Consider the following 25576-nt stretch of genomic DNA (forward strand, 5'->3'; position numbering starts at 1 on the left):
TCTTATTAATTTGGATATAAAGCAACGCTCCTGCATTTGCTGGAGTAGTTTTTTATAACAGATACTTCCAATGTTTTTCATTTTTAAAACACTATATCATATGAATAATGAATTTAATAAAACTAAATATTAATAATTTCTAAATTTTTATGCTAGGAATAAACATAAAACATGATCATTATAAAACTTTCGAATTTATCCTGTATGTAAAAGTAATAATATTGGTTCATTTTTATTGCAAAAATATGAGGATAAAAGTAACAATAATGTTTCTTTTAAGATATACCTTTTAGATGCATTTTTTAAGATACGGCTTTTAAGACATACCTTAAATTTTGATTTAAGGTTATTATTGATCAAAACTGCTGCTAAATAATTCTGAGAATAGTTTAATTCTGCTTTACAGGAGTTTAATAAATTTAATGTTGATTTTCAGGTATTTGGTTAGAGATTTACTGTCTCTTTTCTCTCATTCCTATGACAGAAAAATCAATTGTTTCTCATTTCTGTTTTCTCATTGTTTCCTGTAAACTTACATTTTTAAGCGGATTTTTCTTTTTTCTATCTTACTCATTCTTATGGATTTTATTATATCAAATCTTACGGATTTTATTATATCGATTCAAACTAATGTTAAAAAAAGTTAATATTTTATATGCTTATAAGATATAGTGTTACGTTTAATGAGATATTTATTCACACACTTGGTCATTTTAATTAATTTGCCCTTAGGCAAATGATTTTCTTAACTCATCTTATGGGTGAACATATGGAAATTAAAGAAATGATTAGAGATTACTGGGATTACCGCAGTGAGGTTTATAGCACTGGCATTGTAGAATACTCAGAAGAAGAGCGCACTGCTTGGAAAAACATGCTTTCATCAGCATTAAACCGAAGAGAACAGCTCGAAATTCTCGATGTCGGTACAGGTCCAGGTCAACTTGCTTTGATGTTTGCAGAGATGGGACATCATGTGACTGCAGTTGACCTTTCAACCAATATGCTGGATAAAGCTAGAAAAAATGCCTTGAAGAGATCTCTGGACATAAATTTCATTCAGGGAGATGCAGAGGATCTGCCGTTTCCGGACATGCAATTTGACGTAGTATCCAGCAAATTTCTCCTGTGGACGCTTCCTAACCCGCAAAAAGCTCTGTCCGAGTGGGGGCGGGTATTGAAGAAAGACGGAATGGTCATTGCTATCGACGGCGACTGGTTCAACTCAGGGATATTCCTGAGATCGATACGTACGGTATCGGATTGCATACGTTCCATAAAGGAAAGAAAACACCAAAATCCCTATAAGCAACACTATAACCTGATTAAAAACGACCTGCCTCTTTATAGCTTGAAACCTGACCGGGTATTCAGGTTCTTAAACGATGCAGGTTTTGAGAAGATTAATATTGAGCGTATGGATTCCCTCTGCCGTTCAGCCAGGAAAAAAGGGAGCCTTCTGGATAAGCTCGACTATGCTCATCCTATTTATTGTATAAAGGCTGTTAAAAGATAGTTATTATAACTCTGTTGCAGGGGAACTAGGTTTTTAAATTGTTAAAAAATAAACTGTCAGAAATCTTAGGCAATACCGTTCAATTCTTTTCTTCGAACAACCTCAATTAGCAAGCAAAAGAAGTTAAAAAGAAATTTTCGGCAAAGATGTCGATCTTTACTTCCATTGGGAAACAAGATCATATAAACCTGGTATTAAGCCATTTCTGGAACTGAACCCAGATACTACAGAAGAAATCAGGGGATTATTTCAAAATAAATTTTCAGATCTTTAACCTTGATAGAAAATATATTTTTAAAAGTATTCGTTTTTCTGTTTATCCTATACATCGAATAATTAGATAGTAGGATTAGATAGTAGGGCTCATGTTCACAGAAGCCCGGTCTTTATCTAATACTTCATTTGCTTGCCGAAAAATTATAAAGAAACTCCTTTATTCGGCCTTAATGCGCTTGATGGTTGTAGGACGCTCTTTTACCAGGATTCTGTGCCCGCAGTAGGGACATCTTATACCTGTGTACTCGTAGTCGATTTCCACTTTCTGCTTACATCGAGTGCATTTGTATCCCATACAACCACAACCTTACAGATTCACTTTGCCTCAGCAACATTCTTCATGGTGCGCAGAAGAGTCTGACCTACACTGGTATATGGAATATAGGTCCCCCCAGCGAAGGTGTGCCCGCACTTGCTGCACTTCCAGATACCGGTTCCGATTCTTTTAACGGTCGGGCGGGCGCATTTTACACATACATGCGGAGCTCGCATGCGTTCTTCCAGGTCTGCAACAAGCTTCCTATCCTTTCTTCCGTATCTGGGACCAAATCTGCCTGCTGATCTGGAAATTCTTCCTTTCTTAGTAAACTTTTTTGCCATCGTTAATAACTCCTTATAAATGTAAACGTTTAATTCGAAAAGACTCAATCTGAACCTGCTGGCACATGGGTCAGATCCCTGAAACCCAGCTTCTCAGATTCCTTTGTCACTTATTGCCGTGTACTTAGACCGTAATACTGGCATTTCATATTTATATTTAATTAATCCTGCCTGAACCATTCCTACTAAATCATTCCTGTCTTACCAGATCCTTCAGGTAAAGTTCCCTGAGTTCGGCTGCCTTTTCGCACGCTATATCGATTGCTTCCAGCACCTCAGCCTCGGTTAAAGGAGCAGAGCCCATTTTTTGCATGCCTACAACGGCTCCATCCGAACCTGAGACCACAGTCAGTTTTGTCTCACAAACGGCTTCCTCATCCAGAGAAGGGTCCACCATGAGCTTTGAACCTATCTTGGCAAGAGTCACGCCCACAGGAAGTTCTTTCATTGGAAGGGGCACATTTGGCCCGATTCCCTGCTGCTCGTTTGGGATAATAGTGGTCATAAGAGCCGCAATAGCAGCGAGACAGGATGCATCAATGATATTTCCATCGTCATTGAGGACGTGGACATCTATAAAGACGATCCAGACGGATTCTCCAACGGTTATGCAAAGCTTCTTTATATCAATTGCGCCCGATTCCCGGATTCCCCTGTCTACAACTCTTGCCATCTCGATTGCTTCTTCTCTGGGTGGGCCCGGCTCAAACTCGGGGGAAGCAATAGGATTGAGTTCCAGGTTGGTAATAATCACGCCTTCGTCCTGAGAATCCGGAAAAGGGGTTCCTGTCTGAAGCTTGACACCTACAAGCACCTGGGTATTTCCCAATGTCACTTTTGCCGAACCCTCAGCTTTTGCGATAACATTCGTCTCGAGCTTGATATCCCTGAAATCTTTAAAGCCGCGCCCATCCTGGCGTTTCCCCTTAATCATAAGGTTGTAAATGTAGTCCTTCTTAAGTGTGGCAATAACTTCACTCATAGTTTTCACCTCTGCTTCCAGATTCAGAGGGATCCTTCACTACCTTCCAGGGTCCTTTGCACTCCTCTTCTACGGGCACTTCTTCGGCTTCTACTGCCTTTTCCCTGGATTCAGCTTCAGGCTCGATCTCTGGTTTGGATTCAAAAGCTTCTTCTGAAGCAGCCTTTTCAATCCCGGCTTCTTCCTCAATCTCAGGTTTTTCCTCAATCTCAGGTTTTGCCTCGATCTCAGGTTTTTCCTCAATCTCAGGTTTTTCCTCAATCTCAGGTTTTTCCTCAATCTCAGGTTTTTCCTCAATCTCAGGTTTTTCCTCAATCTCAGGTTTTTCCTCAATCTCGGGTTTTTCTTCAGCAAATTCCTCGATTTCAGGCTCTAATTCTGCTTTTTCAGAAACAGTTTTTTCGGGACAAAGTTTTCCAGTCACCACAGACTCGGCAAATTCCTCATAAGAAGCCTCAAAAGCAGCTTCAAACTCAGTTTCAGCTTCTAAAGCTTCCTCTTCAGCTTCTTCTTCGATTTCTGTTTCAATTACTTCTTCTATAGCTTCCGCTTCTATTACTTCAGCCTCAGCCTCTTTAATGATTTCTTCGAGTTTTTCGCACTCGGAAGCTTCTTCATCAACAGCACAGGCTTCAACCGTTTCCTGGGAAAGCTCTTCCTCAAACTCCCCGGCTTCCTCAATAATTTCTTCTACAACCGCTGCTTCCGGAGCGTATTCAAGAGAAGGTTCAGCTTCCACAGCTTCAATTTCAGCCTCTTCGGTCTCTTCTTCAGGCTCCTCGACAGGAGTTTCAAACTTCTTTCTCAGGACTGCCCGCTGAATTTCAAGAATTTCTTTGCAGCCCTTCTTTACAAGTTCAAGACCTTTCTTGATTTCTTCGGGAGTGAGATGTCCGTCCATCTGGAGCAGGGTAATATCTCCATCCTGAGTCATTGCAACAGGAAAATCCGCCTCACCATAATTATCCTCTTCCTTGTTAAGGTCGAGTACTATCTGCCCGTCAACTTTTCCAAAAGCACAGGAAGTTATCAGTCCCTTCATTGGAATGCCTGCATCGGCAAGAGCTATGCTTGAGGCATTGATTGCTGCTGTCCTTGTTCCCGCATCAGCCTGAAGCACCTCCACAAAAATATCAATTGCGGTCTTCGGGAAGAGCTCTGTCATAATTACCGGTTCAAAAGCTTCCCTGGAAACTTTTGAGATTTCAATGCTCCGTCTGCTTGGTCCGGGTCTTGCACGGTCTTCCACAGAAAAAGAAGCCATATTATATCTATAACGGATAACTGCATTATCTGCACGCTGTGAACGGCGGGGGTGGGCTTCTCTCGGGCCGAATACACCTACGAGAATTTTATTTTTCCCCCATTCAAGATAACATGAACCGTCGGCTCTAGAGAGTACTCCGACCTCAATTTTCATGGGCCTGATTTCATCCGCACGCCTCCCGTCAAGGCGCAGCCCATCGTCAGTGATTAATTTTTCAGGTTTATCACTCATACTTTAATCTCCAAAAAACTCCTAAAACAACTACTTTACAGAAGCTTTCCTAAAATCCCTCATAATATCCGGAACTCAGTTCTTTGGATCCAGCAGCACATCGATCTTCCTGTAAATTTCTTCGGAATGATCTTCTTTAGGCAGCTTTTCCTCTTTCTTTTCGCTTTTAAAAAACTTAGCGGGCTTAGATTCTTTTTGTTTACTCTTCTCATTTTTTATGAAATTGTAGACCCGATCTGTCAATCCGGAATGCTGGGCTTCGGCTTCGATCTTTCTGAGAGCCCTGCTTAAAAGCTCCACATCGTCGTCCTTTCCATCGATCCATATTCTACCGTTCTGGCCAACAAAAATGCTACAGTTTGTCTCTTTCTTCAGCATTGAGATCATGGAACCGCCATGTCCGATCACACGTGGGACTTTTACAGGCTCAATTTCGACAATATGGCCTGTTTTAAGTTTATGGAGGGTTGAATCCCGGAGGGCAAGCTCGACTTTCATAGAACTGTCTACATCTTTTACTCTGAGAATTACAGAGTCGCCTACATCCAGAACTTCGGACATTTCTTGGGGTTCTATTCTTCTGGGATACTCAGATACATGGAACAGGCCTTCATAAGGAGAGGCAATATCCATTATCCAGTTGGATGGCGTAACCGCAATAACGACCCCGATCACTACATCATTCACGGAAGGGATATAGGCTCCCGCAAGAGGGATCACTCCAACTTTATCCTCTTTAAGACTTTCAATACCGCAAAACAAAGAATAGATCTTATCGTTCTTGACATAAGTCCCGTATCCGGCTTTCTTGGAATTTTCGGATAGCAGGTCACCAGGGATCACTATTTTTTTATCCATCCAACATCCTCTTATAAAAGTTTAGTTTGAGCCTCTCCCTTTGTAAGATGATTTATAAGAGCGTAAAAATCAGTCTGGACTCCTGCAGGGATTCTTACAACTGCAATCCAAGAGCCATCAGGCTGCCATTCTTCTTTTGTAATACTTCCGATTCTGGAAATCTCTCCGTATGCTTTGGGAGCATACTCGGGAGGGATTTTCACAGCAATATTGATCTCCTCAAAGCGTATAGGTATAAGCGGGCGAATGGCTTTCATTGTAATATTGACCAGCTGATCCACGCTTTTTAAGGGGTCTATATGCACCTTTGCTTCTTCCATCGCTCTTTCGATCCGAGCGGGGGGGTGCGGTGCTTTTGTTTGGGGGTTTATAGCATTTCTGGAAATGGTATAGATAACTTTTCTCTTTTTTTCTTCGATCATGCGTTTTCTCTGATCAGCAGTGAGCTGAAGCTCCCCACTTTTCAGAATCATGGCAGCAATCTTTAAAGGGTCGGTCGTCTCAAAAGCATTGACAATATCGGACTCTGCTGCTCGATCCCCTCGGCTTGCGTCTTCGAAGATAGTTTCAACCGCCAGGATATCTTCAAGGTTTACGTCCTCTCCTCGTTTGTAGGCCAGAGCCCCTTCGGGCTCGACCAGGACCTCGAAGTGTTTGTTGCCTCTCTTGAGCCGTGCAGTCACTGCCTCGTCCAGGGACACCATTTTCGAATACCTTCTCCAAAACATTATTTGAGAATCCGAAGATTCTCTGATTACTCACTCTCAAATATTATATAGATTTTATTCTTTGCGCTCAGTTTCGCGATATTTCATAAGGATTTGCTGGACATAATTCTCAACTTCTTCAGGAACCAATTTCCTGAATTTTTTATCCTTAAGCGACACAACACCAACCTCAAGGGTAGATGCATCAAACTTGCCTTCAGCAGCCCTATAGAGCGCATCCATGCCAAGAAGGATAGCTTCGTCCATGTTCATATTTTCCCTGTATTCAGCCTCAAAGACCTCAACGACCGCATTTCTGCCTGCTCCGATAGCTGTTGCCTTGTATTCAAGGAGCGCCCCGCTCGGGTCAGTTTCAAAGAGTCTGGGCAGATTGTCATCCACGCCTGCAATCAGAAGTGCAGTCCCATACGGGCGAACTCCGCCGTACTGAGTGTAAGTTTGCTTGTGATCGCAGATTTTCTTAGAGATAACCTCCACACCTATGGGCTCGTCATAAGAAACCCTGTTGATCTGCGCTTCTACACGGGCTCTGTCAACAAGGGAGCGGGCATCCGCTACAAGTCCTGAGGTTGCTGCCCCTATGTGGTCGTCAATCTGGAAAATTTTTTCAATTGACTCGGCTTCCACAAGCCTGCTTGTTATTCGCTTGTCAACCAGCAGCACTACCCCATCGACTGCCTTGATCCCCACGGCTGTTGTTCCCCTTTTGACCGCTTCGCGGGCATACTCTACCTGAAAAAGTCTTCCATCAGGGCTGAAAACAGTAATCGCCCTGTCATAGCCCATCTGTGGTGCCATCTGCATATTCCGTATCTCCCTTAATTTTTATTTTGTATTATTTTCATCTTCCCGGCAAGAAACCGGGCTTTCTTCCTTTAAGTATCTCCTGTTCGCAGGCTAGTCAGCTAAATCACCGCCTTCCCCAAAAAGGCTTTGGTCAGTGATTATGAACTGCTGCGCGAATATTCCGAAAATTCAGGACTGAAAGACTGAAAGTCCCCGACCCATTGTTCAGGTAAGGAAACCGACTTTTGATTTCCTATAACGTATTTCTACCTTATTAGAGTTTTTAACCTTCCATTCGGAACTTTCAGTTCTGAAAGAAATTTTCGGACGAAACTTGCGGAAAATACCCCAGTTGCAGGAATTCAAAGGTATTTCTACCCTGCAAAGTATGTTTCCAGATCTGAATACGCACACTTTAAGAGCTTTTTTAAGTTTTTAATTTCAGTTCCAATGTTAACTAAGTTCGCTAATAAAGTGTATTTACTCAGTTATAATGCTTGTGAAGCTTCGAGTTTTTCAGCATTTAAAGCCGGATTTTGAAATCTTAGAAGAACTCTTACTTCTACAGCATCATCTTATTCGGGTTTCTGTCTGCTTTCCAATCAGACCCGCAATCGTCCGGATTTGGTTTTCCTGCCAACTACTTTCCTATCAATCAGTCCTGCCAATCAATATTATACCTGTTACAACTAATATACTCATTAATATAGTCATTCATTATAGTATATATTAAACAGCATCCTGATAGTTCATTAAATAGTTTTCTACTGTCTCAAGACCCAAACTTTCCAAGCCTGGCATAAAAATCAGTGACTCCTAAACTTACTTAATCTGGCTTTCCTGAATCCTGCCTGGCTTGTTATTCTTCAACCTTTCTGGATTTCATTCTGATTTCAGGCTTGAAAACCGTATGATTTTGGAGAAATTTTTCGGTTGCTTTTTTAATCGTGCCCGATATCCCAAGTACGTGCAAAGTCGCCCTCTTTCCGCCAACCCTGGTAAGAGTTGCCAGGGAAGCCCTTGTTTCTTTCACTTTAGTGTGAGAGCACTGGATAATGCCTTTACAGTCTTCGAATCCCAGTACTCTGATATCACATTCACTTGCAGTGACATCCCCAAGCAGGGAAGAAGCCGAGGACATAACCTCTTTGACGAGATCACTCCTGCTGACCTGCCCCTCAGAAACCAGTTCAAAAGCCAGATAGCGTTTTTTTGCACGAAGCGAAGGAAGCAGACGTTTCAAAAGTAATTTCCCTCCTCAAGCACCTCTACACCTTCCCTGATATACCCGGGACCTGGGCGGTTTTTCGAGATTATTCTTTCAGGCACAGTCGTCATGGCTTCAAGGGCTTCGTCTTCTTCAAGCCCGCAGACTTCAGCGAGGGCAAGGGCATCCCTCGGAGAACGAAGGTCAAAACAGGACATCGCATCGCTAGAAAGGACAAGGGGAACGTCATATTTTCTGGCAAGGTCAAGGTTTGCCCTGAGATCCGACAACAGGCGAACGCGCCTTGGACCTCTTGAATGAAGAAAGGGTCTTAATGTCAGGCCGATTGCAACGTTATTTTCAGCTGCGGCTTTTGCAAGCACCTGATTTAACCCGCTGCTCTTCTCAAAAGCCGGATGGTTAAGGATATCCACTTGCGGATTTTCCAGTGCAGCCCTATTGATGTTTTCGGAACCTCCATGCACTATAAGGACATCCACAGATTTCCGAAATTTTCCAATAAGTCCATGAAGTTTTGAGGGATTTTCCTCTACAAGCTCGATTCCCCTGAAAATCTCAAACTCATTAGTAGAAGATAGTTCAGGCTGCGATTGAGGAAGTTTATCCGAGTGATTTGCAAGCGCAATCCCGCTGTACCCAAAATGTCTGGCGAGGGCAGCAAGCTGCTCAGCAGTATTTTCCCCGTCTGGCACCGCATGAACGCAAAAATCGTAGAATTTCGGTTTACCCAAACAACTCCTCCACTATAGCTCCGGCTTTTTCCCGGCTCTTCGGATATGTTTCGATCTTGATTTTTGCAGTGATCGCATCCGAGGAATTGGTCAGCCTCACCTGCTGCAAGTATGCAGCCTGTTTGTCAAAGCGGAGATGGAAGACCTGGTTCTCGTCCAGCCTTTCAGGCATTTCTTCTCTGAGCTTTGCTACGTCTTCCTCAGAAAGTCTTTCCCTGACAAAACGGGCAAAATTCAGACAGTCTGCCTTTCTTTTAAGCTGTACGCTCAGGATAGTAATAGGATTTCCATGGTGCCCTTCAGCTTGAAGCTCTTCAATCAATTCGCTTCCTTCCCGGACGCCGGCACCAGATAAAAAAAGGTCCAGAGCCTCGCGGACTCTGGAAACATCTTCAGTTGCGTGGGCGATCACACGCAGTATTATGTGATGAATCACTTGCCTCGACTCTTGTGTGCACGGATACTTGGTCTGGTTTTCTCAGTACCTTTTCCGCGTGTAGACAAGCCTCTGCCCTTGCGGCCAGCGCTGGTCTTGCCCCTTGCGGCTCTGTCCCTGATAGACGGGTCGCAAATCCAGTTCAGGTTTTTGTCGCTCTTTATCACGGGGTGGTGGGGATCTACAAGAATAACTTCATACCATTTGTGCTTTCCATCCTCTCCTACCCAGTAAGAGTTCAGGACCTCAAGGTTGGGGTATTTGCGGTCTGCACGGGATTCAGCAATCCTCTGAATGCTCATGCCACCTGTGATCTTGTTTACTCCCATTCTCTGGGTTCTTCTTCCACGGTTGAACCTTGTTTTACCAAGCCCTCCGCGGCGTACCTTTACCCTGGCGACTACAATGCCCTGCTTGGCTTTGTATCCAAGGGAGCGTGCCCTGTCAATTCTGGTCGGTCTTTCAATTCTGGTCACAGATCCCTGCTTTCTCCAGACCTGCAAGCGCTCCCAGCGGAGGTCGTTCACATAAGTCTCATCAGGGTTTTTCCATGCATCGCGTACGTATGTATAAAAAGATTTTACCAATTTAAACACCAAGTTTCACTTTTGTTTCACGGTTCAGCCCTGCCCTACAGGACCACATTCCAACGGGATCTAATCCCGAAAATGAAACATGCGATAAACTGAATCATTTGATTTAAAGCTTTGCCTATGCAAAAGCTATTAAGGGTAAAAAATCCACAAAAAGCACTGGATTAGTTCAGGTAGAAAAGAGAAAAACATGGATTAGATTTAAGGCAATTGCCCGAAAAAATTGGAAAAGTAATAAAAAGTAATAAGAAAGCACTAAAAAGCAGATTCAAAATATTGAGAAATATCTTACCAGCTATGAGAAATCAGCTTATGAGATATTAAGAAATCGGTTAGTAAGAGTAGTAAGAGTATGAAGAACCTTGAGGCGCTGAATCCGTTTACTGCATCCCCCCAATGCAGCCTCTTCGAAGATCTCGTGCTCCCCCAAACACATTTCGAAGAGATGGATCAGCGCCCTCAGGAGGTTCTCCTATGTGGTAGATCTCAGTTCGCCCCTTTTCTCCGGTTTCCCACTCCAGAATATACTAATGACATAAATTATTTTAAATTAATTATATCAAAAATTGTATTCAACGAAAAAAGATTTTAACATAAAAATTTTCAATGCAAACATAAAATTCAACTATATACACATGATTTTATAGCGTATACTCGTGCTATTAAGTAATAAGTACAACTGCTTTTGATTTTTTTTATGATTTAAAATGAGAAGTTTCTAATCAGGAAAAGCGGGAAAGAATAAAAAACAGGAAACACAGGCGCAGCTTTTCCTATTTCCGGATTGCAAGCAATAACGGTTTTTTATTGAGTAATTTCCTGCTATCTGAATCTTATCAAAGCTTGCCCATCTTTATTCCCGCATGGTTACTGATAAAGCTTCCTGGGAAACTCGCCTTCTTCAAACTCTTCTACTTTGAAACTTTTGTAGTCTTCTGCCAGATGACTGACCTTCTCTTCGTTTAAGAGGCTCGGCTCATACCCAAGTCTTAAGAAGATTCCGGATAATTATATTATCCGTAATATAATATGGGTTGGGGGAAATTATTGGGGCTTTCAGATGCTTCCTGCGGGGGTGCCAGAGAGGCAAAACTCAGATCCTTGCTATTGAAAACACTCACTTTTTTGCTGCTTGCTATCTGCCTGGTATCTCCAGTCAGTGCAAAATACTCACTGGAAGAAGCTGAGACACATATAACAGTTAATCCCCGCGGGGTTGTCCATGTTGAAGAGTCGGTTTCATATGTATTTGATGGGAAGTATTTCGATGTTCACAGAGAACTAAAAACCCTGCCGGGAGGATCTATCGAGAATGTTGAGGCGCATTTTTCCGATAAAGAATGTGAACTCTTGATTGAACCGACTCAGGATGGGTACAGATTAATAGGTTTGCTTCCAGACCCTACCCCTGAAAGATTAACATTTCATATTTCTTACGATTGCTACGGTGCAGTCAAAGTTTACAGGGATGTCTCTGAACTTAACTATAAGCTGTGGGGAGGTGAATGGGAGAAACCTTTAAAGAAATTTAAAGGAAGTGTTATGCTTCCGGTGAAAAACGAGAGTGAAATCAGGTACTGGATTCATCCGGCTGACTATACCCGGGAAGTAAATGTAAAAAATGATGTCATTCTGCTAAGAACAGATGAGATCCCTTCCACCCAGTGGTATGAGATCCGGGCGGTTTTCCCGAGAATTGCATCCCCCAATTCAGATCTTGTCCAGGTGGATAATTCCGCAGGGCTCGAAAAGATACTGGCTATTGAAAGTGAATATCAAAAGAAAGGGCTGATCCTGGAAGATCTGTATAGTGCGACAGTTTTATTTGCACTCTTTGTTCTGGCGTTTCCTATTTTTATATACTATCGCTATGGAAGAGAACCGGAGATCGATCATAGAACAATATCTAAAAGAGATATCTTTGCCGATTCCAAGCCTGCCGTTGTAAATGCCGTTATGAAAGGGAGCATGGGTATCCCCACAATAGATGGATTTACTGCAACCATTCTGGATCTTGTTAACCGAGGCTATATTTCATTCCGGAACTTAAAACCCGAAGAGAAAGACTTGTCAGATACTCAGGAGCCCGGATCCAGAGATTTTATGGTAGAACTTCCCGGTAATGAGAAAGACCCTCAAACCAGTAGAGTCTCCACTAAACTGGAAGATTTTGAAGAAGATGTGCTCAGTTTGTTAAAGGCGCATGCTTCCGAAGGGAAAATCTCCTGGAAAAAATTTGAAAAAGAGCTTCAAAACGAACCGGATTCCTATAAGTTCTTAATTGCCTGGAGCAAGAAAGTTCAGGCATACACGGCGTTTGATAAGTTCTTCCAATCCACCGGACATGTGTACATGTACTGGTTTTCTAGATTGATTTTAATAGCAGCAATTGTTTATTATATTTTAATCACCGGGTTTTTCCCTTCAAAAGTTTTTCCTCTGACATCAAAGATTTGTGTGTTGACGGCTTCGATTGGGATTTATGGATTCATTATGACAAAATTCTCAAATACGTTCATAACGGTTTTTGGACGATGGACTCCCGAAGGAAACCTTTACTACAAACACTGGAACAATTTTAAAAAATATATTACAGACCTCTCTGCTCTAAAAGAACACCCTCCTGAATCAGTTGAGGTCTGGGATTCCTATTTTATATATGCTGTCTCTCTCGGAGTCGCAAAGGAAATGCTTCAAAATATATCTCAGATTGTTCCGCCCGAGCAGTTAAAAAGGAGCCGCTTTCATCCTATAAGCTGCAATTATTATAGCAAGTCTGGTTACGACACGGAAATGCCTTCTCATCATCCTATCAAGGAGGAGATGGAGACAGAGGAGGCTGGCAATATAGGAGGTGGTTTTGAGGAGAACAGCGGAACTGAATAATAGCTGATACCTTGAGATCTGTCAAAAAAACCTTGAAAATCAGTAGCCTATAATTAATTAGTTTTTAAGGATTTTGCATTCTTAATTGCAGTGCAGACCTACTCTAATTTTCATGTTTTGCTATTTTGTAAGAGAACTCCGGTAAAATTTAATATATTGAATATAATATGGATTTGGGGGAATCTGGCTGAGATTTTTGAAAGGATCTCTTAAACCTGTAAAAGAAACATGTACTAATCCTGCATTCCTGAAAATAGCTATAACTGCTACTCTGCTGGTTCTTTTTTTTCTGGTGCCCTCAGCCAGTGCGAGGGACTATACTCTGGAAGAAGCGACAACGAATATAACTATAGATCCCGCAGGCATTGTTCATGTTGAGGAATCGATTTCATACACTTTTGATGGGGATTATAGTGAAGTTTTTAGAGTCCTTAAAGTGTCTCCAGGAGAATCTATTCGGAATATCCAGGGATATTGTTCGGATAATGCATGTACTTTCAGAGTAGAAGAGACTTCTGAAGGATACGAGTTGATAGGTGAACTTCTAACCCCGACTCCTGAAAAAGTGACTTTTTTTGTTTCTTACGATCATTACGGTGTAGTTAAAGTCCATAACGATGTTTCCGAATTTCACTATAAGCTCTGGGGCGAAGAATGGGAAAAATCTCTTGGAAACTTGAAAGGAAGCATTACACTCCCTGTTGAAAACGAGAGTGAGATTCAGTACTGGATACACCCGGCTGACTACACTCAGAATGTTAGTGTGGAAAAGAACACTCTCTATTTAAGGACGGGAGAAATTCCTTCATATCGATGGTATGAAATCAGAGTTGTTTTTCCAAGGATAGAATCCCCCAACTCCAGTATTGTTCAGATAGACAACTCAGAAGGCCTCAAAGAAATAACAGCTATTGAAAATGAATACCAGCGAAAAGTATCAATTTTAAATAGCCTTTACGGTCTGACAGTTCTTTTCGCTCTCATTTATCTGGCAGTTCCCTTCCTCATCTACTTCAAATATGGAAGAGAACCGAAAATAGACTACGAAGCAGTATATGAAAGAGAACCTCCTACCGATTCAAAACCTGCGATAGTCAATGCTATAATGCAGGGGGAAATAGGCATCCCTACAATGGACGGATTTACTGCTACGGTTATGAACCTTGCCAACCTTGGTTATATTTCTCTTCGTACTATAACATCTGAAGAAAGCAAGGCATATGGTTTGTTTAAATCCAAATCTGAAGACATTTTAATTGAACTTGAAAGTCCAGAATCTTACGCGAAAGCTGAGGGGAAGTTCCCAGAACTAGCAGATTTCGAGAAAGACGTGCTCAATTTATTGAAAAAACATGCTTCTGGAAACAAAATTTCATGGAACAAACTGAAAAAAGAACTTGGAAAAGGGACAGATTTCTATGATTTTATTCTCGCCTGGGATGAGAAGGTTAAAAGGCATATTGCAGTTGAAAAACTCTTCAAATCCACTGGGAACAAATACATGAGCATTTTCGGCGCAATTACTACAATTGCAGCAATCATTTATTTTATCGCAGTTTCTAATTTTTTCCCATCAGATGCATTCCCTCGGGCATCCAATGTAAAAATACTTGTAATTTTGATTGCAGCTTTCGGGATAGTCATGATAATTTTCTCAGCGGTATTCGAAAAGGCGCTTGGGCGCTGGACTCCAGAAGGGAGGCTTTTTTATGAACGCTGGAACAACTTCAAAAAATACCTCACGGATTTTTCCGCGCTAAAAGAGCATCCTCCGGAATCCATTGAACTCTGGGACTCTTATCTGGTATATGCAACCGCTCTTGGAGTTGCAGAAGAAGTCCTTAAAAACATGTCATTAGTGGTTCCTGCTGAACAAATGGAAACAAGCCATTTTTACTACGTGTACCACAGCTTCGGCCAGTTCGGTTCAGGCTTTGAGAGTGCTTACTCATCTTCAGCTCCATCTTCAGCTCCATCTTCATACGGAAGCGGGGGAGTAAGCGGAGTGGGCGGAGGTTCAGGTGGCGGAGGCGGTGGAGCCCGTTAAGGTATATTTCAATTTAACGGATGGTGATTTCTTGTTACTGGAGATCTCGATAATAATATTAATAATTCTGGGGTTACTTTTTGTCATAATTTACAATGATCTTATAAAACAAAGAAACAGGGTAGAAAATGCCTGGGCTCAAATAGATGTCCAGCTTAAAAGGCGCTATGACCTTATTCCAAATCTTGTAGAAACCGTGAAAGGCTATGCAAAACACGAAAAAACTCTTTTAGAAGATATCACAAAAGCCAGAGCTGCGGTGATGTCTGCAAATAGCATCAGTGAAACGGCAGAAGCATCAAATTATCTGTCCTCAACCCTCAAATCCCTATTCGCAGTTGCAGAAAATTACCCTGAACTGAAAGCCAATCAGAACTTTATGCAGCTTCAGAAAGACCTCATGGAGACTGAGAATAAAATTGCCTATTCAAGGCAGTTTTATAATGATACTGTCATGAAGTACAATATCAGCATTCAGACAATCCCTAAAAATATTGTCGCATCCCTCATGGGATTCACGAAAAAAGATTTATTTGAAACCCAGCAGGCAGAAAGGGAGACTCCAAAGGTTAAATTCTAAATATCTCCACTGGAAATGACTGGATGGCGAACAGGTTGTATGGGTTGGAAAAAATCCCTTCTACTCGGGAACATTTTTTAGTTAATAAATAACTACGAAAGTCTCTACCAGCTTGCTTGACACCCTTCACAAAAGGCAAATGGAAGTCGAAGAAAAAAATTGAGAGAAAGCAAAAAGAGGAAGCATTAGCCCTCTTGAACGCAAACGTCACGCTGCAACCCTTTTACGAAAAGGCTTGACCGAAACCGTTGCGCCGGTTTATCATCAAGGGTTGCGCCGCTTGACCACGCCTACCAGCCGTTTTCGATAAAACCTTTTCTCAAAAAGTTTTCGCTCAAGCCTTTTTTGAAAAGGCTTGTGATCAAACTTTTTAGAAAAAAGTACACACTTAAGTTTTTTAAGGAAGCCCGTTAAAAGGCTTGCAGGATCGGGCAAAAATGAGTAAAATTTTCCGTCCAAAAATAAGCCCTCTTGAGCGAAGCGAAAAGGGCACCGTCCTCCCGAGACGGGACTCGGGCAGTGAAAAGATCCCGTCCTCTTGAAGCGTAAATCCAGTCCAAAAGATTGTTATATAAAGGTATTTATTTTTTAATAGGATGAGACTTCAATGGATAGATGCTTTAAAAGGAATCGGGATTATACTTGTTGTTTTTTCACATCATAAACTGCCTGTCGCGCTCGATACTTACATCTTTTCCTTTCATATGCCGCTTTTCTTTTTCATATCCGGGCTGCTGTTTGATTTTGGGAAATATACATCATCGGCTGCAAAGTTTGTGAAGAAAAGATTCAGGTCACTTATCATTCCTTACTTCGGCTTTGCCCTGCTTACCTGTCTGTTTTATTTATTACTGGATATATGGTACCAGCCAGGGATCACGAATATTGACTTTTTCAAAGACAGTCCTGCCGAAAACATTCATTCCATAGTCTATGCACTGGGACCCATGATCTCTTACAATCCGCCTCTCTGGTTCCTGACCTGCCTTTTTATAACCGAGCTTCTCTTTTACGGGTTTGCAAAGAGATATTACGCTGAACCGGGAAAGCTTATGTTCTGGCTCACGGTTGTCGGAGTGCTGGGATATCTTTATTCGGTCTATGTGCCTTTCAGGCTGCCCTGGAATGCGGATGTGGCTCTCACGGCTGTGGTTTTTTATGGGGCTGGAAATTTGTTCAAAAAATTCCTGGAACCTGAAGAGCGGAAACTGCTGGAAAAGCCTAAAGCTAGCCTGAGTCCCCAGCCCTAGCCAGATGCGAAACTCAAAAAAGGGTTTAACAAGGTCTGGAAGTTCCTTCCCGGTATTCTTGCCTTTATAAACCTGCTGTATTTTGGATACCTTTTACACTTTCCTACGGCAGAAGAGATGAATATGAACGTGCTGAAATACGGAAACTTCTTCTCTTACTACCTGCTGGGCTTTTCAGGAATATTTACCTTTGTTTATCTTTTCAAAAACATCGGGAGTTCAAAGGTACTGGAATATTACGGGAGAAACAGCCTGATTGTTCTTGCGCTTCACTTCCCTGTAAAAGATATCCTTACAAAACTTATAGTTCTGGTCTTTGTGATTGATGTTGAGGCATATTATTACAATGTCGGCTTTGCTCTTGGCTTGACAGTGCTGAACCTGCTCTGCCTGATACCTGTAATTTTCCTTATCAATAATTACTTCCCGTTCTTACTCGGAAAAAAGAGGTCTTCCGAGAGTTCTGGAGGTTTAAGGATTCGCTTGAGGAAATTCGTAAATTGATGCTGCAGAGATTCGTAAATTGATGCTGCAGGGTTTTCAGGGTATCTCCCATTTTATACTCCGGCTACATTAGCCGATTATATTTTTTTGGATTATTCTCCAGCAGCTTTATGGTTACACTATACTGTTACACCCTGTGTAGACTGATGCCAGAAGAACTGCGAAAAGTAGGAAAGAAAAAGCAAAATACTATAAGAATAACATCCGGATAGATCTCCAGCATAAAATAAAACGGTGCCGAAAAAAATGGACATTTCCCTCTTCTTAGATCAGATTCAAGCTTCTAGCCGCTATGAAAACCAGATAATTCATAATGAAAAAATTCCTGCAAGAGAAGCCCTGTATGCGCCTCTTGAGCTGAAACCACAGGTAAAAGCAGCCCTTTCAGGCATCGGGATTGAAAATCTGTATACGCATCAGGTAGAAGCCATAGAAAAAGTCCGGGAAGGAAAAGACGTTGTATTGTGTACGACTACAGCAAGTGGAAAGTCCCTTACTTATATGATTCCTATTTTTGAGACCATTCTTAATGAGCCCGAAGCAACCGCCCTTTATATCTCTCCTTTAAATGCCCTTGTAAACGACCAGTTAAAGTCTTTTCTGGAATTTGAAGCAGCTCTGAAATCAGGGGCAGGCATAGCCAGATATACAGGCGCTCTCTCAGAAGCCGAGAAAAGGACGGTAAGAGAAGGGCAAACCAATGTGGTTTTAACAAACCCTGAAATGATCCATATGAGTTTTCTTGCCTGGCATCATCTCTGGAGGCGCTTTTACTCGAACCTCAGGTTCATAGTCGTTGACGAGAGTCATTACTATCGGGGGGTTATAGGCAGCAATATGGCAAACCTGCTAAGGCGGCTTTTACGCGTGGCTAAGTATTACGGGGCATCTCCGCAGTTTATTTGTTGTTCTGCGACTATAGGAAATCCGGACGACCATACGGAAACCCTTATCGGGCGAAAAGCTGCAGTGGTTGAGAACAACGGTTCTCTTCAGGGCAGTCAGCAGTTCGTTTTCTGGAACCCGCCACTTTACATAAACAATAAAGGGTGCACACTGAGGAGAAGCAGCTTTTCCGAGGCTTCTTCGCTTTTTGCAGAGGCTGTACAGGCAGGATTCCAAACTCTAGCTTTTACCCGGTCCAGGCAGGGAGTTGAAAGGATGTATAAACACTGCCGGGAGCTTTTAAGGAGGAAAAATCTCTCTTCTGCAATCTGTTCCTATAGAAGCGGCTATTTTGACAGGGAAAGGGAAGAAATCGAAAAGAAAATGAATTCTGGAGAACTTCGGGGGGTTATATCCACAAATGCACTCGAACTGGGGATAGATATTGGAGGACTTGATGTCTGTATTCTGGACGGGTATCCGGGGACAGTTATGAGTGCAAGGCAGCAGGCAGGTAGGGCGGGCAGAAGTGGAAACGAAAGCCTTGTTGTCCTTGTAGCAGGCACAAACGCTCTTGATCAGTATTATATGAGAAATCCTGCTGACTTTTTTGCAAGAAGCAGTGAAAATGCCGTACTCAACCCCGGAAATCCATATATCCTTGCTGGACACCTGCTCTGTGCCGCAAAAGAAATTCCTCTAAAGACATCTGACGAGAAATACTTCGGGCAAGGCTATTCAAGAGTTGTGGAACTTCTGGAGATCGAAGGTCTGCTTGCAGGTAACGACCTGAAGTATTCGACTGACCCGTTCCCGTACAAGCACGTTTCTCTCCGGGGAATCGATAATAATACTTACTCTCTGCTCGCTTTTGAAGGGGAAAAATGCTTCCCTATAGAAAAAGACATCGAGGAAACTCTAGCCTTCAGGGAGTGCCATCCCGGGGCTGTTTACATGCACAGGGGAGAACCTTATTACATAAACAGGATCGACCATGAAAAGAAGGAGATCCATGCTGTAAAAACGCATGATGCTTATTATACGAAACCCATGATCGACTCGTCTGTGATTGTACAGGAAACATATGCGGTAAAGCCTCTGCTGCACGCGCCGGAGGTTGAGGTTGGGCTTGGGGAAGTCGAGGTGACGGACAGAGTTATTGGTTACAGGAAAATCCAGACCCAGAGTAATGAAATAATGAGCGCACACAACCTTGAGATGCCTTCAATAAGCCTCCAGACAATGGCTGTCTGGCTCAAGCTTCCGGACAGGCTGCAGGAACTTGTAGGGGAACATAAACTGGATTTTGCAGGCGGGATCCACGCCATAGAACATGCAATGATCTCAATGTACCCTCTTCATCTGCTTGTGGACAGGAGCGATGTAGGTGGGGTTTCCACGCCGTCCCATCCTGACCTCGGAAACAAAAGCGGGATCTTCATTTATGACGGGCACAGGGGTGGAGTGGGGTACGCAGAAAAAGGTTATGACCTTATAGAAGAGGTGCTTGACGGCACCCTAAAAGCAATCGAGAGCTGTCCCTGTGAAAGTGGCTGCCCGAGCTGTATTCAGTCCCCGAAGTGCGGAAATAATAATGAACCTCTGGACAAACATGCTGCAATCATGCTCCTGCATGAGATTCTCGGAAAAGCCCCCTATATTCCGCCCGAAAGGAAAGAAAAACACCTTTCCGAAGTCCGGAGAGCTTCAAGGCAGGCTCCCGAAAAAAGAAGTACAGACGATGCTCTAAGCAGGGTAAGGCGCCAGCTCCGGCGGGAAACCATAAAACAGGAATCGCCTGCAGGGCAGGATAAAAAAGAGAAAACCTTCATTGTCACGGATGAAAAGGGAAGAATGATCGGAGTAATCTCTGCCCCTGCTCCTGAAAAAGCTGCCGCAAAAACCTTCCACCAGAAACTCAGAGGAGAAAAAGAACCCACAAGGGAGAAACCCCTTGAAATACGTGTCAGAGACCTTGGAGCAGGTAATGATTACAACTTCCAGCTCTGGGTTGAGATCTCCGAAAATAAAGGAAATGAAGCCGTTAATGGAGAAAATGGAAAAAAAGTTGTAAAGAAACTGATTATCAGGAAAGTTGTCTGAGAAATAATGTGCCTGATAATGTTTCTCAGATTTGTCAGGAAGGTTAAAGGACTTGCTTTACTAGAGAAGTCTGCTTTTGAGACCTGATAGCTAATTTCCGTTTGCTCCGCAGTTCTGGCTCTTCGCTGCTTTTCTGTTGTCAGTAAATAATGCTTTTAAGGGTGCATTTCCCGAGGTCACATTCGCAAAGAAATCGGCAACAGGCGGTTTTAATGAAGGGTCCATTACCGATACCGTACACATGTAAATGTCTTGGTTTCCCTGGAAAAGTTCATTGACTCTATATCCATTACGTGAATCCACCCAGATTATCCTGTCGCCATAAATTGCGGGATGTATCTGATCGGACTTATTCGTGGTGATCTGGGTTTCCGTGTTAGTGGAGATATTGTACATGTAAATATCCCAGTTTCTATTGTACCAATCCGCCCATACTATTCTATCCCCATAGATAGAAGGATTTGATTTAGATTCATTGGTGATGGTGATTCTGGTCTCCTTAGAGGTAGAGAGATTGTACATATAAATATGGCTGCCATTCAAGTAAACCAGCCTGTCACCGTGGATTTTTGGATTCGATGCGGATCCGCTGGTGGTAATTTGAGTTTCTGTAGATGTTGAGAGATTATACATGTAGATATCATCTTTATACCACGTACTATATCCTCTGTGCCGATCATACCACACTATTTTTTTACGATCACGCCACACAATTTTATCATCATAGATAGCTGGATCATCTTGATCGGATTCGTTTGTAGTTATCCTTGTTTCCCTGCCTGTGGAGAAATTGTACATATAAATATCTCCATTTCCATTGCGATAATCCGTCCAGACTATCCTATCACCGTAAATATCAGGATCGAATGCTTTTCCACTGTTTGTAATACGAGTTTCTTTAGAGGTAGAAAGATTATATACGTGTATATTGGAACCTTCCGCTCCTCCTTTGGTATCGCGATATTCATTCCAGACGACTCTATCCCCATAGATTGCAGGCCATATCTCAGAATTATAGTATGAAATATTGGTAGGGATTTGAGCCTCTGTGGAAGTGGAGAGATCGTAAACATAGATAGTATAATATCCCCATACATTGCAATCATCAAGAAATATTATTCTATCGCCGTAAATAGCAGGTTTTACCTGATTTGATTTGTTTTTGGTAATCTGAGCCTCCATGAAGGTATACTGAGGCCCGTCGGATACTACTACTGGATATAACTTCGAGAAGGTACCATTTTCATTGCTTACTGTCAGATTGACAGTATAGGTACCGGATACAGGGTACACGTGAACCGGTGTTTTATTGGTAGAGTCAATGATTCCATCATTCTCGAAGTCCCATGCCCTGGACGTTGCATTCTGGGAAAGGTCTGTAAACAGGACAGAAAGAGGTAAATAACCATTGCTTGCATTAGTACTGAATTCTGCAACAGGAAATACCGGCTGCTGGTCTCCAGGTATAGAGACGAGAGGAAGGTAATCAATATCATACGCACTGACCGTATAGATAGAGTCTCCGATTCCATCCTTATTCCAGTCGTTGCAGGTTTGTGAGAATCCGGTCCCGTCAGGTTTTGCCCAGTAATTGCCGCCTATATAGGGCCCACATATAATGTTAGTGTCTGAGGTTTTGGAAGTGTTTAAAGAAACAGAATTTCCTCCGGGGCTATAGTCTTCCTTCGCAACATCGCCTGTATAGTTGCCTGTGTCATTAAAGAAGTTGACTGTATTATTGAATATATTATTGTAGAACCGGTTAATTCCATAATATGACTCTTTACCGACATACTTCTCACCGAGATTATCCTTAATCTGGTTAATATATACTCCACATTGAGTATTTAGCTCCACTCGGTTATTGGCTACTACATTTCCGGAGGAATCACCTTCGAGTGATATTCCTATATTGTTGTTTGAAATCGTATTATTTAAGATTGAATTATCTCCCGCCTGGTCCATAGCCCAGCCGTCCACCAGTATCCCAATGTTGTTTTTTGAAATAGTATTGTTTAAAATTGAGTTGCCTCCTGAGCCCCAAATAGAAATTCCTTTATCGTTATGTATCAGGGTATTATTGTAAATCTTATTCATTCCCGCTAACCAGATTAGATGGATGCCCACACTACAATTTACAATTGTATTGTTTTCTATATAAGAAGAAGCTTCTGAGAGTGAAATTCCGGACTCTGGATCATTCGATATATAGTTGCCGAGAATTCTGCAATCACTGTAGATTAATCCTATGCCACCCTCCAAAAGGGTGTTATTAAGCAGAAGACATCCATATGGTCCGTGATCAACACTAATATTTCCGCTAACAATTAGATTATCAGAGACTGTAAAAGTAGAATCACGCCCTGATCCCGATATGTAGATACCTGATTTTAAAATTGTATTTTTCTCAATAGTGGAATTGTCGCAGTTATCAGCCCCAATGCCCGATTCTAGAATATTATTCTTAACAGTGCAGTTCTCAATTTTATCATAAATAATCAAATCCTCCCAGTTATCATTTCTAGGACCCTGTAAATTTAAATATTCTTGTACGCTAAAACCGCTTAGGGTAATATTATTCGCGCTTAGTTTAAAAGCCCTAACAGTAGTATCCTCAGGATTTTCAGATACAGAAAGAATGCTTACATTATTCCATATATCCACACATTCATTATAGAAGCCCGGATAAACAAGAATGAGATCACCTGATGAGGAATTGTTTACTGCCTCCTGAATAGATTTGAAATCTGCGCCTGGACCACTGTTGTCTACAGTAATTTCCTTGGCGGATGCAGGATTATAAACTGCAGCCATAAAAAAAATAGTAACCAATAAAAATACAATCAATCTACTTACCCACACCTGTTCTTCCCCCTTTAAACCAAATCAGATTTTATCGAACAAATAAGATTTTAGAAGATCTTAAACCCTTAAAAAAATGCCAGGTTAAGGACTAATTGAATTTCTTTTCGGTATTATATAATTGTTTTTAATTTCTTAGCAAAAATAAGGTAAGTGAGAAGACTATATGCAATTTAAAAGATTATAAATCCATAAATTCTTTTTTTAACGCGTTTCAAGTCTTAAATTTTTAAACCGGATATTTAATTTAGATAACAGGTGCCTCAGCTATTCTTCAAGCGAAATAGAATTTTTTTATACGGATAATTTCATACCTGATTATGATATAAAGGAAAATTATGCCTGATTATGGTATAGGGGAAAAGTATACCTGACAGGGGAAAATTATACTTAATTAGGGTGCAGAAGAAAATTGCTAGATAGGAAAAATGCCTGCGAAGATTGCTTATATAACAGGCTTCTATTGATCTTTTACAGCTTGCATTTTCTGTCACAATAAATTATAAAGAGCATTTCAGGAGCACGTTAGCGTTTTGCTTTGAATTTGGGGATTTACAGAGGGGACTTTGAAAAGCTTTCGGTTTAAAATTATTACTGTTTTCAGGAGTTCTCTATGCTGAGATTGGGAATTTCAGATATTTGAATGCTTAAAAAATTGAAAAGGTGCTACGCATGGATAATGAAGGCAAATATTCAGGGAAAAGGGAGAGAAATTCGGACTATGATGTGATAATTGTAGGGGCAGGACCTGCCGGAATGTTTGCAGCTTATGAGCTTGCAGAGTTCAAGTCTTTAAAAACTCTTATCGTGGATATGGGCAGGGATATAGATGAACGCATGTGCCCAATGAAAACTCAGACATACTGCATGCATTGCACACCCTGCGATATCATGTGCGGAGTAGGGGGCTGCGGGACTTTTTCGGATGGGACCTTAAACCTGCGGCCTGATGTCGGTGGGGATCTGGCAGCCCTGACAGGAGATCAGACTGAAGCCTGGCAGCTTGTGGAAAAGGTGGATAAGGTTTTTTTGAAGTTTGGGGCGCCACAGGAAGCTCTGTTGACCGAAACCCCGGAAGTAGAGGAGCTTAAACGCAGGGCTGCCTCGGTAGGAGCACGTTTTATAGAAATAAAACAGCGGCATATAGGTTCGGATAATGCCCCTACAGTGATAGCACGCTTTAAACAGTACCTTGTTAATAGAGGAGTGGACTTCCTGCTTGAGACCGAGGTAAAGGATCTGCTTATCGAGGACGGAACCTGCAAAGGAGTTATACTGTCTGATGGACAGGAGATGCGAGCCAGCTACGTGCTCCTGTCACCTGGAAGACGGGGCTGCAACTGGGTCTCGAACATGATTGAGAAACATGGGATCGAAGCCAGTTATGGCGGAATTGACATAGGGGTAAGGGTAGAAGTCCCTGCAATTGTAATGGACCCTGTAACGAAAATTAATCGCGACCCCAAATTCCATATCCAGAGCCGCCGTTATGATGATTTTGTCCGGACTTTCTGCACAAACATGCGAGGATTTGTTGTAAAGGAGGAGTATGAAGGCTTTATCGCAACTAACGGTCATTCCTTGGCAAATACCCAATCCGAAAATACCAATTTCGCTTTCCTTGTCCGAATTGAGCTCACCGAACCCATTGAGAATACAACAAAGTACGCCCGTTCAATCGCAAAACTCGCAACCACGATAGGGGGAGGAAAACCAGTCCTGCAACGCATGGGAGACCTTAGAAGAGGCCGACGAACAACAAAAGAACGCCTTGCAAGAAACCTTGTTGTAAATACGCTCAAAGACGTAACCCCTGGAGATATCTCAATGGCTCTTCCTCACAGGATAGTTATGGACATAATCGAAGGGCTTGAAACCTTAAACGAGATAATTCCCGGCGTCACCTCGGACTCGACTCTGCTCTACGCCCCTGAGGTCAAATTTTACGCAATGCACCTGAATGTCAACAGGCAGATGGAAACCAGCGTCAAGAATCTCTTTGCAGCCGGAGACGGAGCTGGGCTCTCAAGGGACATTGTCAATGCAGCTGCTACAGGCATTATAGCAGCCGAAGGCATTATAAAAATGGTCAAAGGGGGGAGGAACAAAAACAGAGACAGGAAAATAAATAAAAATTATAAAAATTAGGGAAAAGCTGCACAGAGGAAAGAGAAGATCTTATTTTAAAGGAGGTTGCGTTCTCATCTCAAGTTTGGATCGCTGAAAA

General features: G+C 42.1%; 22 protein-coding genes. 9 read left to right on the forward strand and 13 right to left on the reverse strand.

The genetic code is table 11. The features are described 5' to 3' along the window. Positions 1 to 769 precede the first annotated feature (769 nt). Complete coding sequence (locus tag MSTHT_RS01690) at positions 770 to 1516, forward strand: class I SAM-dependent methyltransferase (RefSeq protein WP_048166295.1); 747 nt, start codon at positions 770 to 772, stop codon at positions 1514 to 1516. Positions 1517 to 1949: 433 nt separating this feature from the next. Here MSTHT_RS01690 and MSTHT_RS13910 read toward each other — a convergent pair whose 3' ends face one another. The 11 genes from MSTHT_RS13910 to MSTHT_RS01740 form a co-directional block, all read right to left on the reverse strand. After that, positions 1950 to 2087 carry a DNA-directed RNA polymerase subunit P gene (locus tag MSTHT_RS13910; protein ID WP_011021777.1) on the reverse strand — a complete coding sequence of 46 codons (138 nt, stop codon included), beginning with the start codon at positions 2085 to 2087 and terminating at the stop codon, positions 1950 to 1952. Positions 2088 to 2107: 20 nt separating this feature from the next. After that, positions 2108 to 2392 carry a 50S ribosomal protein L37ae gene (locus MSTHT_RS01695; protein ID WP_048166296.1) on the reverse strand — a complete coding sequence of 95 codons (285 nt, stop codon included), beginning with the start codon at positions 2390 to 2392 and terminating at the stop codon, positions 2108 to 2110. A gap of 190 nt (positions 2393 to 2582) precedes the next feature. Continuing rightward, a complete protein-coding gene (gene rrp42, locus MSTHT_RS01700; protein ID WP_048166297.1) occupies positions 2583 to 3383 on the reverse strand; it encodes an exosome complex protein Rrp42 in 801 nt (266 codons plus the stop codon). Then, the gene (gene rrp41, locus MSTHT_RS01705) at positions 3367 to 4872 is read right to left on the reverse strand and encodes an exosome complex exonuclease Rrp41 (RefSeq protein WP_048166298.1); all 1506 of its coding nucleotides are present in this window, start codon (positions 4870 to 4872) and stop codon (positions 3367 to 3369) included. The genes rrp42 and rrp41 overlap by 17 nt, the downstream gene beginning before the upstream one ends. A 75-nt stretch (positions 4873 to 4947) precedes the next feature. Beyond that, the gene (rrp4, locus tag MSTHT_RS01710) at positions 4948 to 5730 is read right to left on the reverse strand and encodes an exosome complex RNA-binding protein Rrp4 (protein ID WP_048166299.1); all 783 of its coding nucleotides are present in this window, start codon (positions 5728 to 5730) and stop codon (positions 4948 to 4950) included. 11 nt (positions 5731 to 5741) lie between these two features. After that, positions 5742 to 6434 (reverse strand): ribosome assembly factor SBDS, encoded by a 693-nt coding sequence (locus MSTHT_RS01715; RefSeq protein WP_048166300.1) that lies wholly within the window; start codon positions 6432 to 6434, stop codon positions 5742 to 5744. Between the two features lie 78 nt (positions 6435 to 6512). Next, positions 6513 to 7262, reverse strand: a complete 750-nt coding sequence (psmA, locus tag MSTHT_RS01720) for an archaeal proteasome endopeptidase complex subunit alpha (RefSeq protein ID WP_048166301.1) — start codon at positions 7260 to 7262, stop codon at positions 6513 to 6515. A gap of 841 nt (positions 7263 to 8103) precedes the next feature. Further along, the gene (locus tag MSTHT_RS01725) at positions 8104 to 8487 is read right to left on the reverse strand and encodes an Rpp14/Pop5 family protein (protein WP_048166302.1); all 384 of its coding nucleotides are present in this window, start codon (positions 8485 to 8487) and stop codon (positions 8104 to 8106) included. Then, positions 8484 to 9203: a ribonuclease P protein component 3 gene (gene rnp3, locus MSTHT_RS01730; RefSeq protein WP_048166303.1), complete on the reverse strand. Its 720-nt coding sequence runs from the start codon at positions 9201 to 9203 to the stop codon at positions 8484 to 8486. The genes MSTHT_RS01725 and rnp3 overlap by 4 nt, the downstream gene beginning before the upstream one ends. Then, positions 9196 to 9639 (reverse strand): RNA-binding protein, encoded by a 444-nt coding sequence (locus MSTHT_RS01735; protein WP_048166304.1) that lies wholly within the window; start codon positions 9637 to 9639, stop codon positions 9196 to 9198. Before MSTHT_RS01735 ends, rnp3 begins: the two co-directional genes overlap by 8 nt. Next, on the reverse strand, positions 9636 to 10226 hold the full coding sequence (locus tag MSTHT_RS01740; RefSeq protein ID WP_048166305.1) for a 50S ribosomal protein L15e: 591 nt from the start codon (positions 10224 to 10226) through the stop codon (positions 9636 to 9638). The genes MSTHT_RS01735 and MSTHT_RS01740 overlap by 4 nt, the downstream gene beginning before the upstream one ends. Before the next feature lie 358 nt (positions 10227 to 10584). On the opposite strand from MSTHT_RS01740, the gene MSTHT_RS01745 reads away from it, so the two are divergent. The 4 genes from MSTHT_RS01745 to MSTHT_RS01760 all read left to right on the forward strand — a co-directional run bounded on the left by MSTHT_RS01745 (position 10585) and on the right by MSTHT_RS01760 (position 15745). Continuing rightward, positions 10585 to 10824 (forward strand): hypothetical protein, encoded by a 240-nt coding sequence (locus MSTHT_RS01745; RefSeq protein WP_048166306.1) that lies wholly within the window; start codon positions 10585 to 10587, stop codon positions 10822 to 10824. A gap of 455 nt (positions 10825 to 11279) precedes the next feature. After that, the gene (locus MSTHT_RS01750) at positions 11280 to 13118 is read left to right on the forward strand and encodes a DUF2207 domain-containing protein (protein ID WP_052721794.1); all 1839 of its coding nucleotides are present in this window, start codon (positions 11280 to 11282) and stop codon (positions 13116 to 13118) included. A 196-nt stretch (positions 13119 to 13314) separates the two neighbouring features. Beyond that, positions 13315 to 15165 carry a DUF2207 domain-containing protein gene (locus MSTHT_RS01755; protein WP_231588144.1) on the forward strand — a complete coding sequence of 617 codons (1851 nt, stop codon included), beginning with the start codon at positions 13315 to 13317 and terminating at the stop codon, positions 15163 to 15165. Then, on the forward strand, positions 15140 to 15745 hold the full coding sequence (locus MSTHT_RS01760; protein ID WP_231588145.1) for a LemA family protein: 606 nt from the start codon (positions 15140 to 15142) through the stop codon (positions 15743 to 15745). Before MSTHT_RS01755 ends, MSTHT_RS01760 begins: the two co-directional genes overlap by 26 nt. 264 nt (positions 15746 to 16009) lie before the next feature. Here the strand turns inward: MSTHT_RS01760 and MSTHT_RS01765 are convergent, their stop codons facing one another. Further along, a complete protein-coding gene (locus MSTHT_RS01765; protein ID WP_048166308.1) occupies positions 16010 to 16204 on the reverse strand; it encodes a hypothetical protein in 195 nt (64 codons plus the stop codon). 137 nt (positions 16205 to 16341) lie between these two features. On the opposite strand from MSTHT_RS01765, the gene MSTHT_RS14920 reads away from it, so the two are divergent. The 3 genes from MSTHT_RS14920 (at position 16342) to MSTHT_RS01775 (ending at position 20487) form a co-directional block, all read left to right on the forward strand. Next, positions 16342 to 16995, forward strand: coding sequence for an acyltransferase family protein (locus MSTHT_RS14920; RefSeq protein WP_231588146.1), 654 nt, complete (start codon positions 16342 to 16344; stop codon positions 16993 to 16995). Between the two features lie 117 nt (positions 16996 to 17112). Continuing rightward, a complete protein-coding gene (locus MSTHT_RS14925) occupies positions 17113 to 17499 on the forward strand; it encodes a hypothetical protein (RefSeq protein ID WP_231588147.1) in 387 nt (128 codons plus the stop codon). A gap of 246 nt (positions 17500 to 17745) precedes the next feature. After that, complete coding sequence (locus MSTHT_RS01775) at positions 17746 to 20487, forward strand: DEAD/DEAH box helicase (RefSeq protein ID WP_048166309.1); 2742 nt, start codon at positions 17746 to 17748, stop codon at positions 20485 to 20487. A 90-nt stretch (positions 20488 to 20577) separates the two neighbouring features. On the opposite strand, the gene MSTHT_RS01780 is transcribed toward MSTHT_RS01775, so the two are convergent. Further along, positions 20578 to 23301, reverse strand: a complete 2724-nt coding sequence (locus tag MSTHT_RS01780; protein WP_231588148.1) for a NosD domain-containing protein — start codon at positions 23299 to 23301, stop codon at positions 20578 to 20580. A gap of 720 nt (positions 23302 to 24021) precedes the next feature. Here MSTHT_RS01780 and MSTHT_RS01785 point away from each other — a divergent pair. Further along, positions 24022 to 25497 (forward strand): NAD(P)/FAD-dependent oxidoreductase, encoded by a 1476-nt coding sequence (locus MSTHT_RS01785; protein WP_048166310.1) that lies wholly within the window; start codon positions 24022 to 24024, stop codon positions 25495 to 25497. Positions 25498 to 25576 lie beyond the last annotated feature (79 nt).

Origin of the sequence: Methanosarcina thermophila TM-1 (genome assembly GCF_000969885.1) — an archaeon.
Classification (GTDB): domain Archaea; phylum Halobacteriota; class Methanosarcinia; order Methanosarcinales; family Methanosarcinaceae; genus Methanosarcina; species Methanosarcina thermophila.

Bases quoted from the DNA above. Each gene is read 5' to 3' on its own strand.
- psmA (WP_048166301.1), bottom strand. From the start codon at position 7,262: ATGCAGATGGCACCACAGATGGGCTATGACAGGGCGATTACTGTTTTC.
- MSTHT_RS01775 (WP_048166309.1), top strand. From the start codon at position 17,746: ATGGACATTTCCCTCTTCTTAGATCAGATTCAAGCTTCTAGCCGCTAT.
- MSTHT_RS01745 (WP_048166306.1), top strand. From the start codon at position 10,585: ATGAAGAACCTTGAGGCGCTGAATCCGTTTACTGCATCCCCCCAATGC.
- MSTHT_RS01690 (WP_048166295.1), top strand. From the start codon at position 770: ATGGAAATTAAAGAAATGATTAGAGATTACTGGGATTACCGCAGTGAG.
- rrp41 (WP_048166298.1), bottom strand. From the start codon at position 4,872: ATGAGTGATAAACCTGAAAAATTAATCACTGACGATGGGCTGCGCCTT.
- rrp4 (WP_048166299.1), bottom strand. From the start codon at position 5,730: ATGGATAAAAAAATAGTGATCCCTGGTGACCTGCTATCCGAAAATTCC.
- MSTHT_RS01785 (WP_048166310.1), top strand. From the start codon at position 24,022: ATGGATAATGAAGGCAAATATTCAGGGAAAAGGGAGAGAAATTCGGAC.
- MSTHT_RS14920 (WP_231588146.1), top strand. From the start codon at position 16,342: ATGAGACTTCAATGGATAGATGCTTTAAAAGGAATCGGGATTATACTT.
- MSTHT_RS14925 (WP_231588147.1), top strand. From the start codon at position 17,113: ATGAATATGAACGTGCTGAAATACGGAAACTTCTTCTCTTACTACCTG.
- MSTHT_RS01715 (WP_048166300.1), bottom strand. From the start codon at position 6,434: ATGGTGTCCCTGGACGAGGCAGTGACTGCACGGCTCAAGAGAGGCAAC.
- MSTHT_RS01780 (WP_231588148.1), bottom strand. From the start codon at position 23,301: ATGGCTGCAGTTTATAATCCTGCATCCGCCAAGGAAATTACTGTAGAC.
- MSTHT_RS01695 (WP_048166296.1), bottom strand. From the start codon at position 2,392: ATGGCAAAAAAGTTTACTAAGAAAGGAAGAATTTCCAGATCAGCAGGC.
- MSTHT_RS13910 (WP_011021777.1), bottom strand. From the start codon at position 2,087: ATGGGATACAAATGCACTCGATGTAAGCAGAAAGTGGAAATCGACTAC.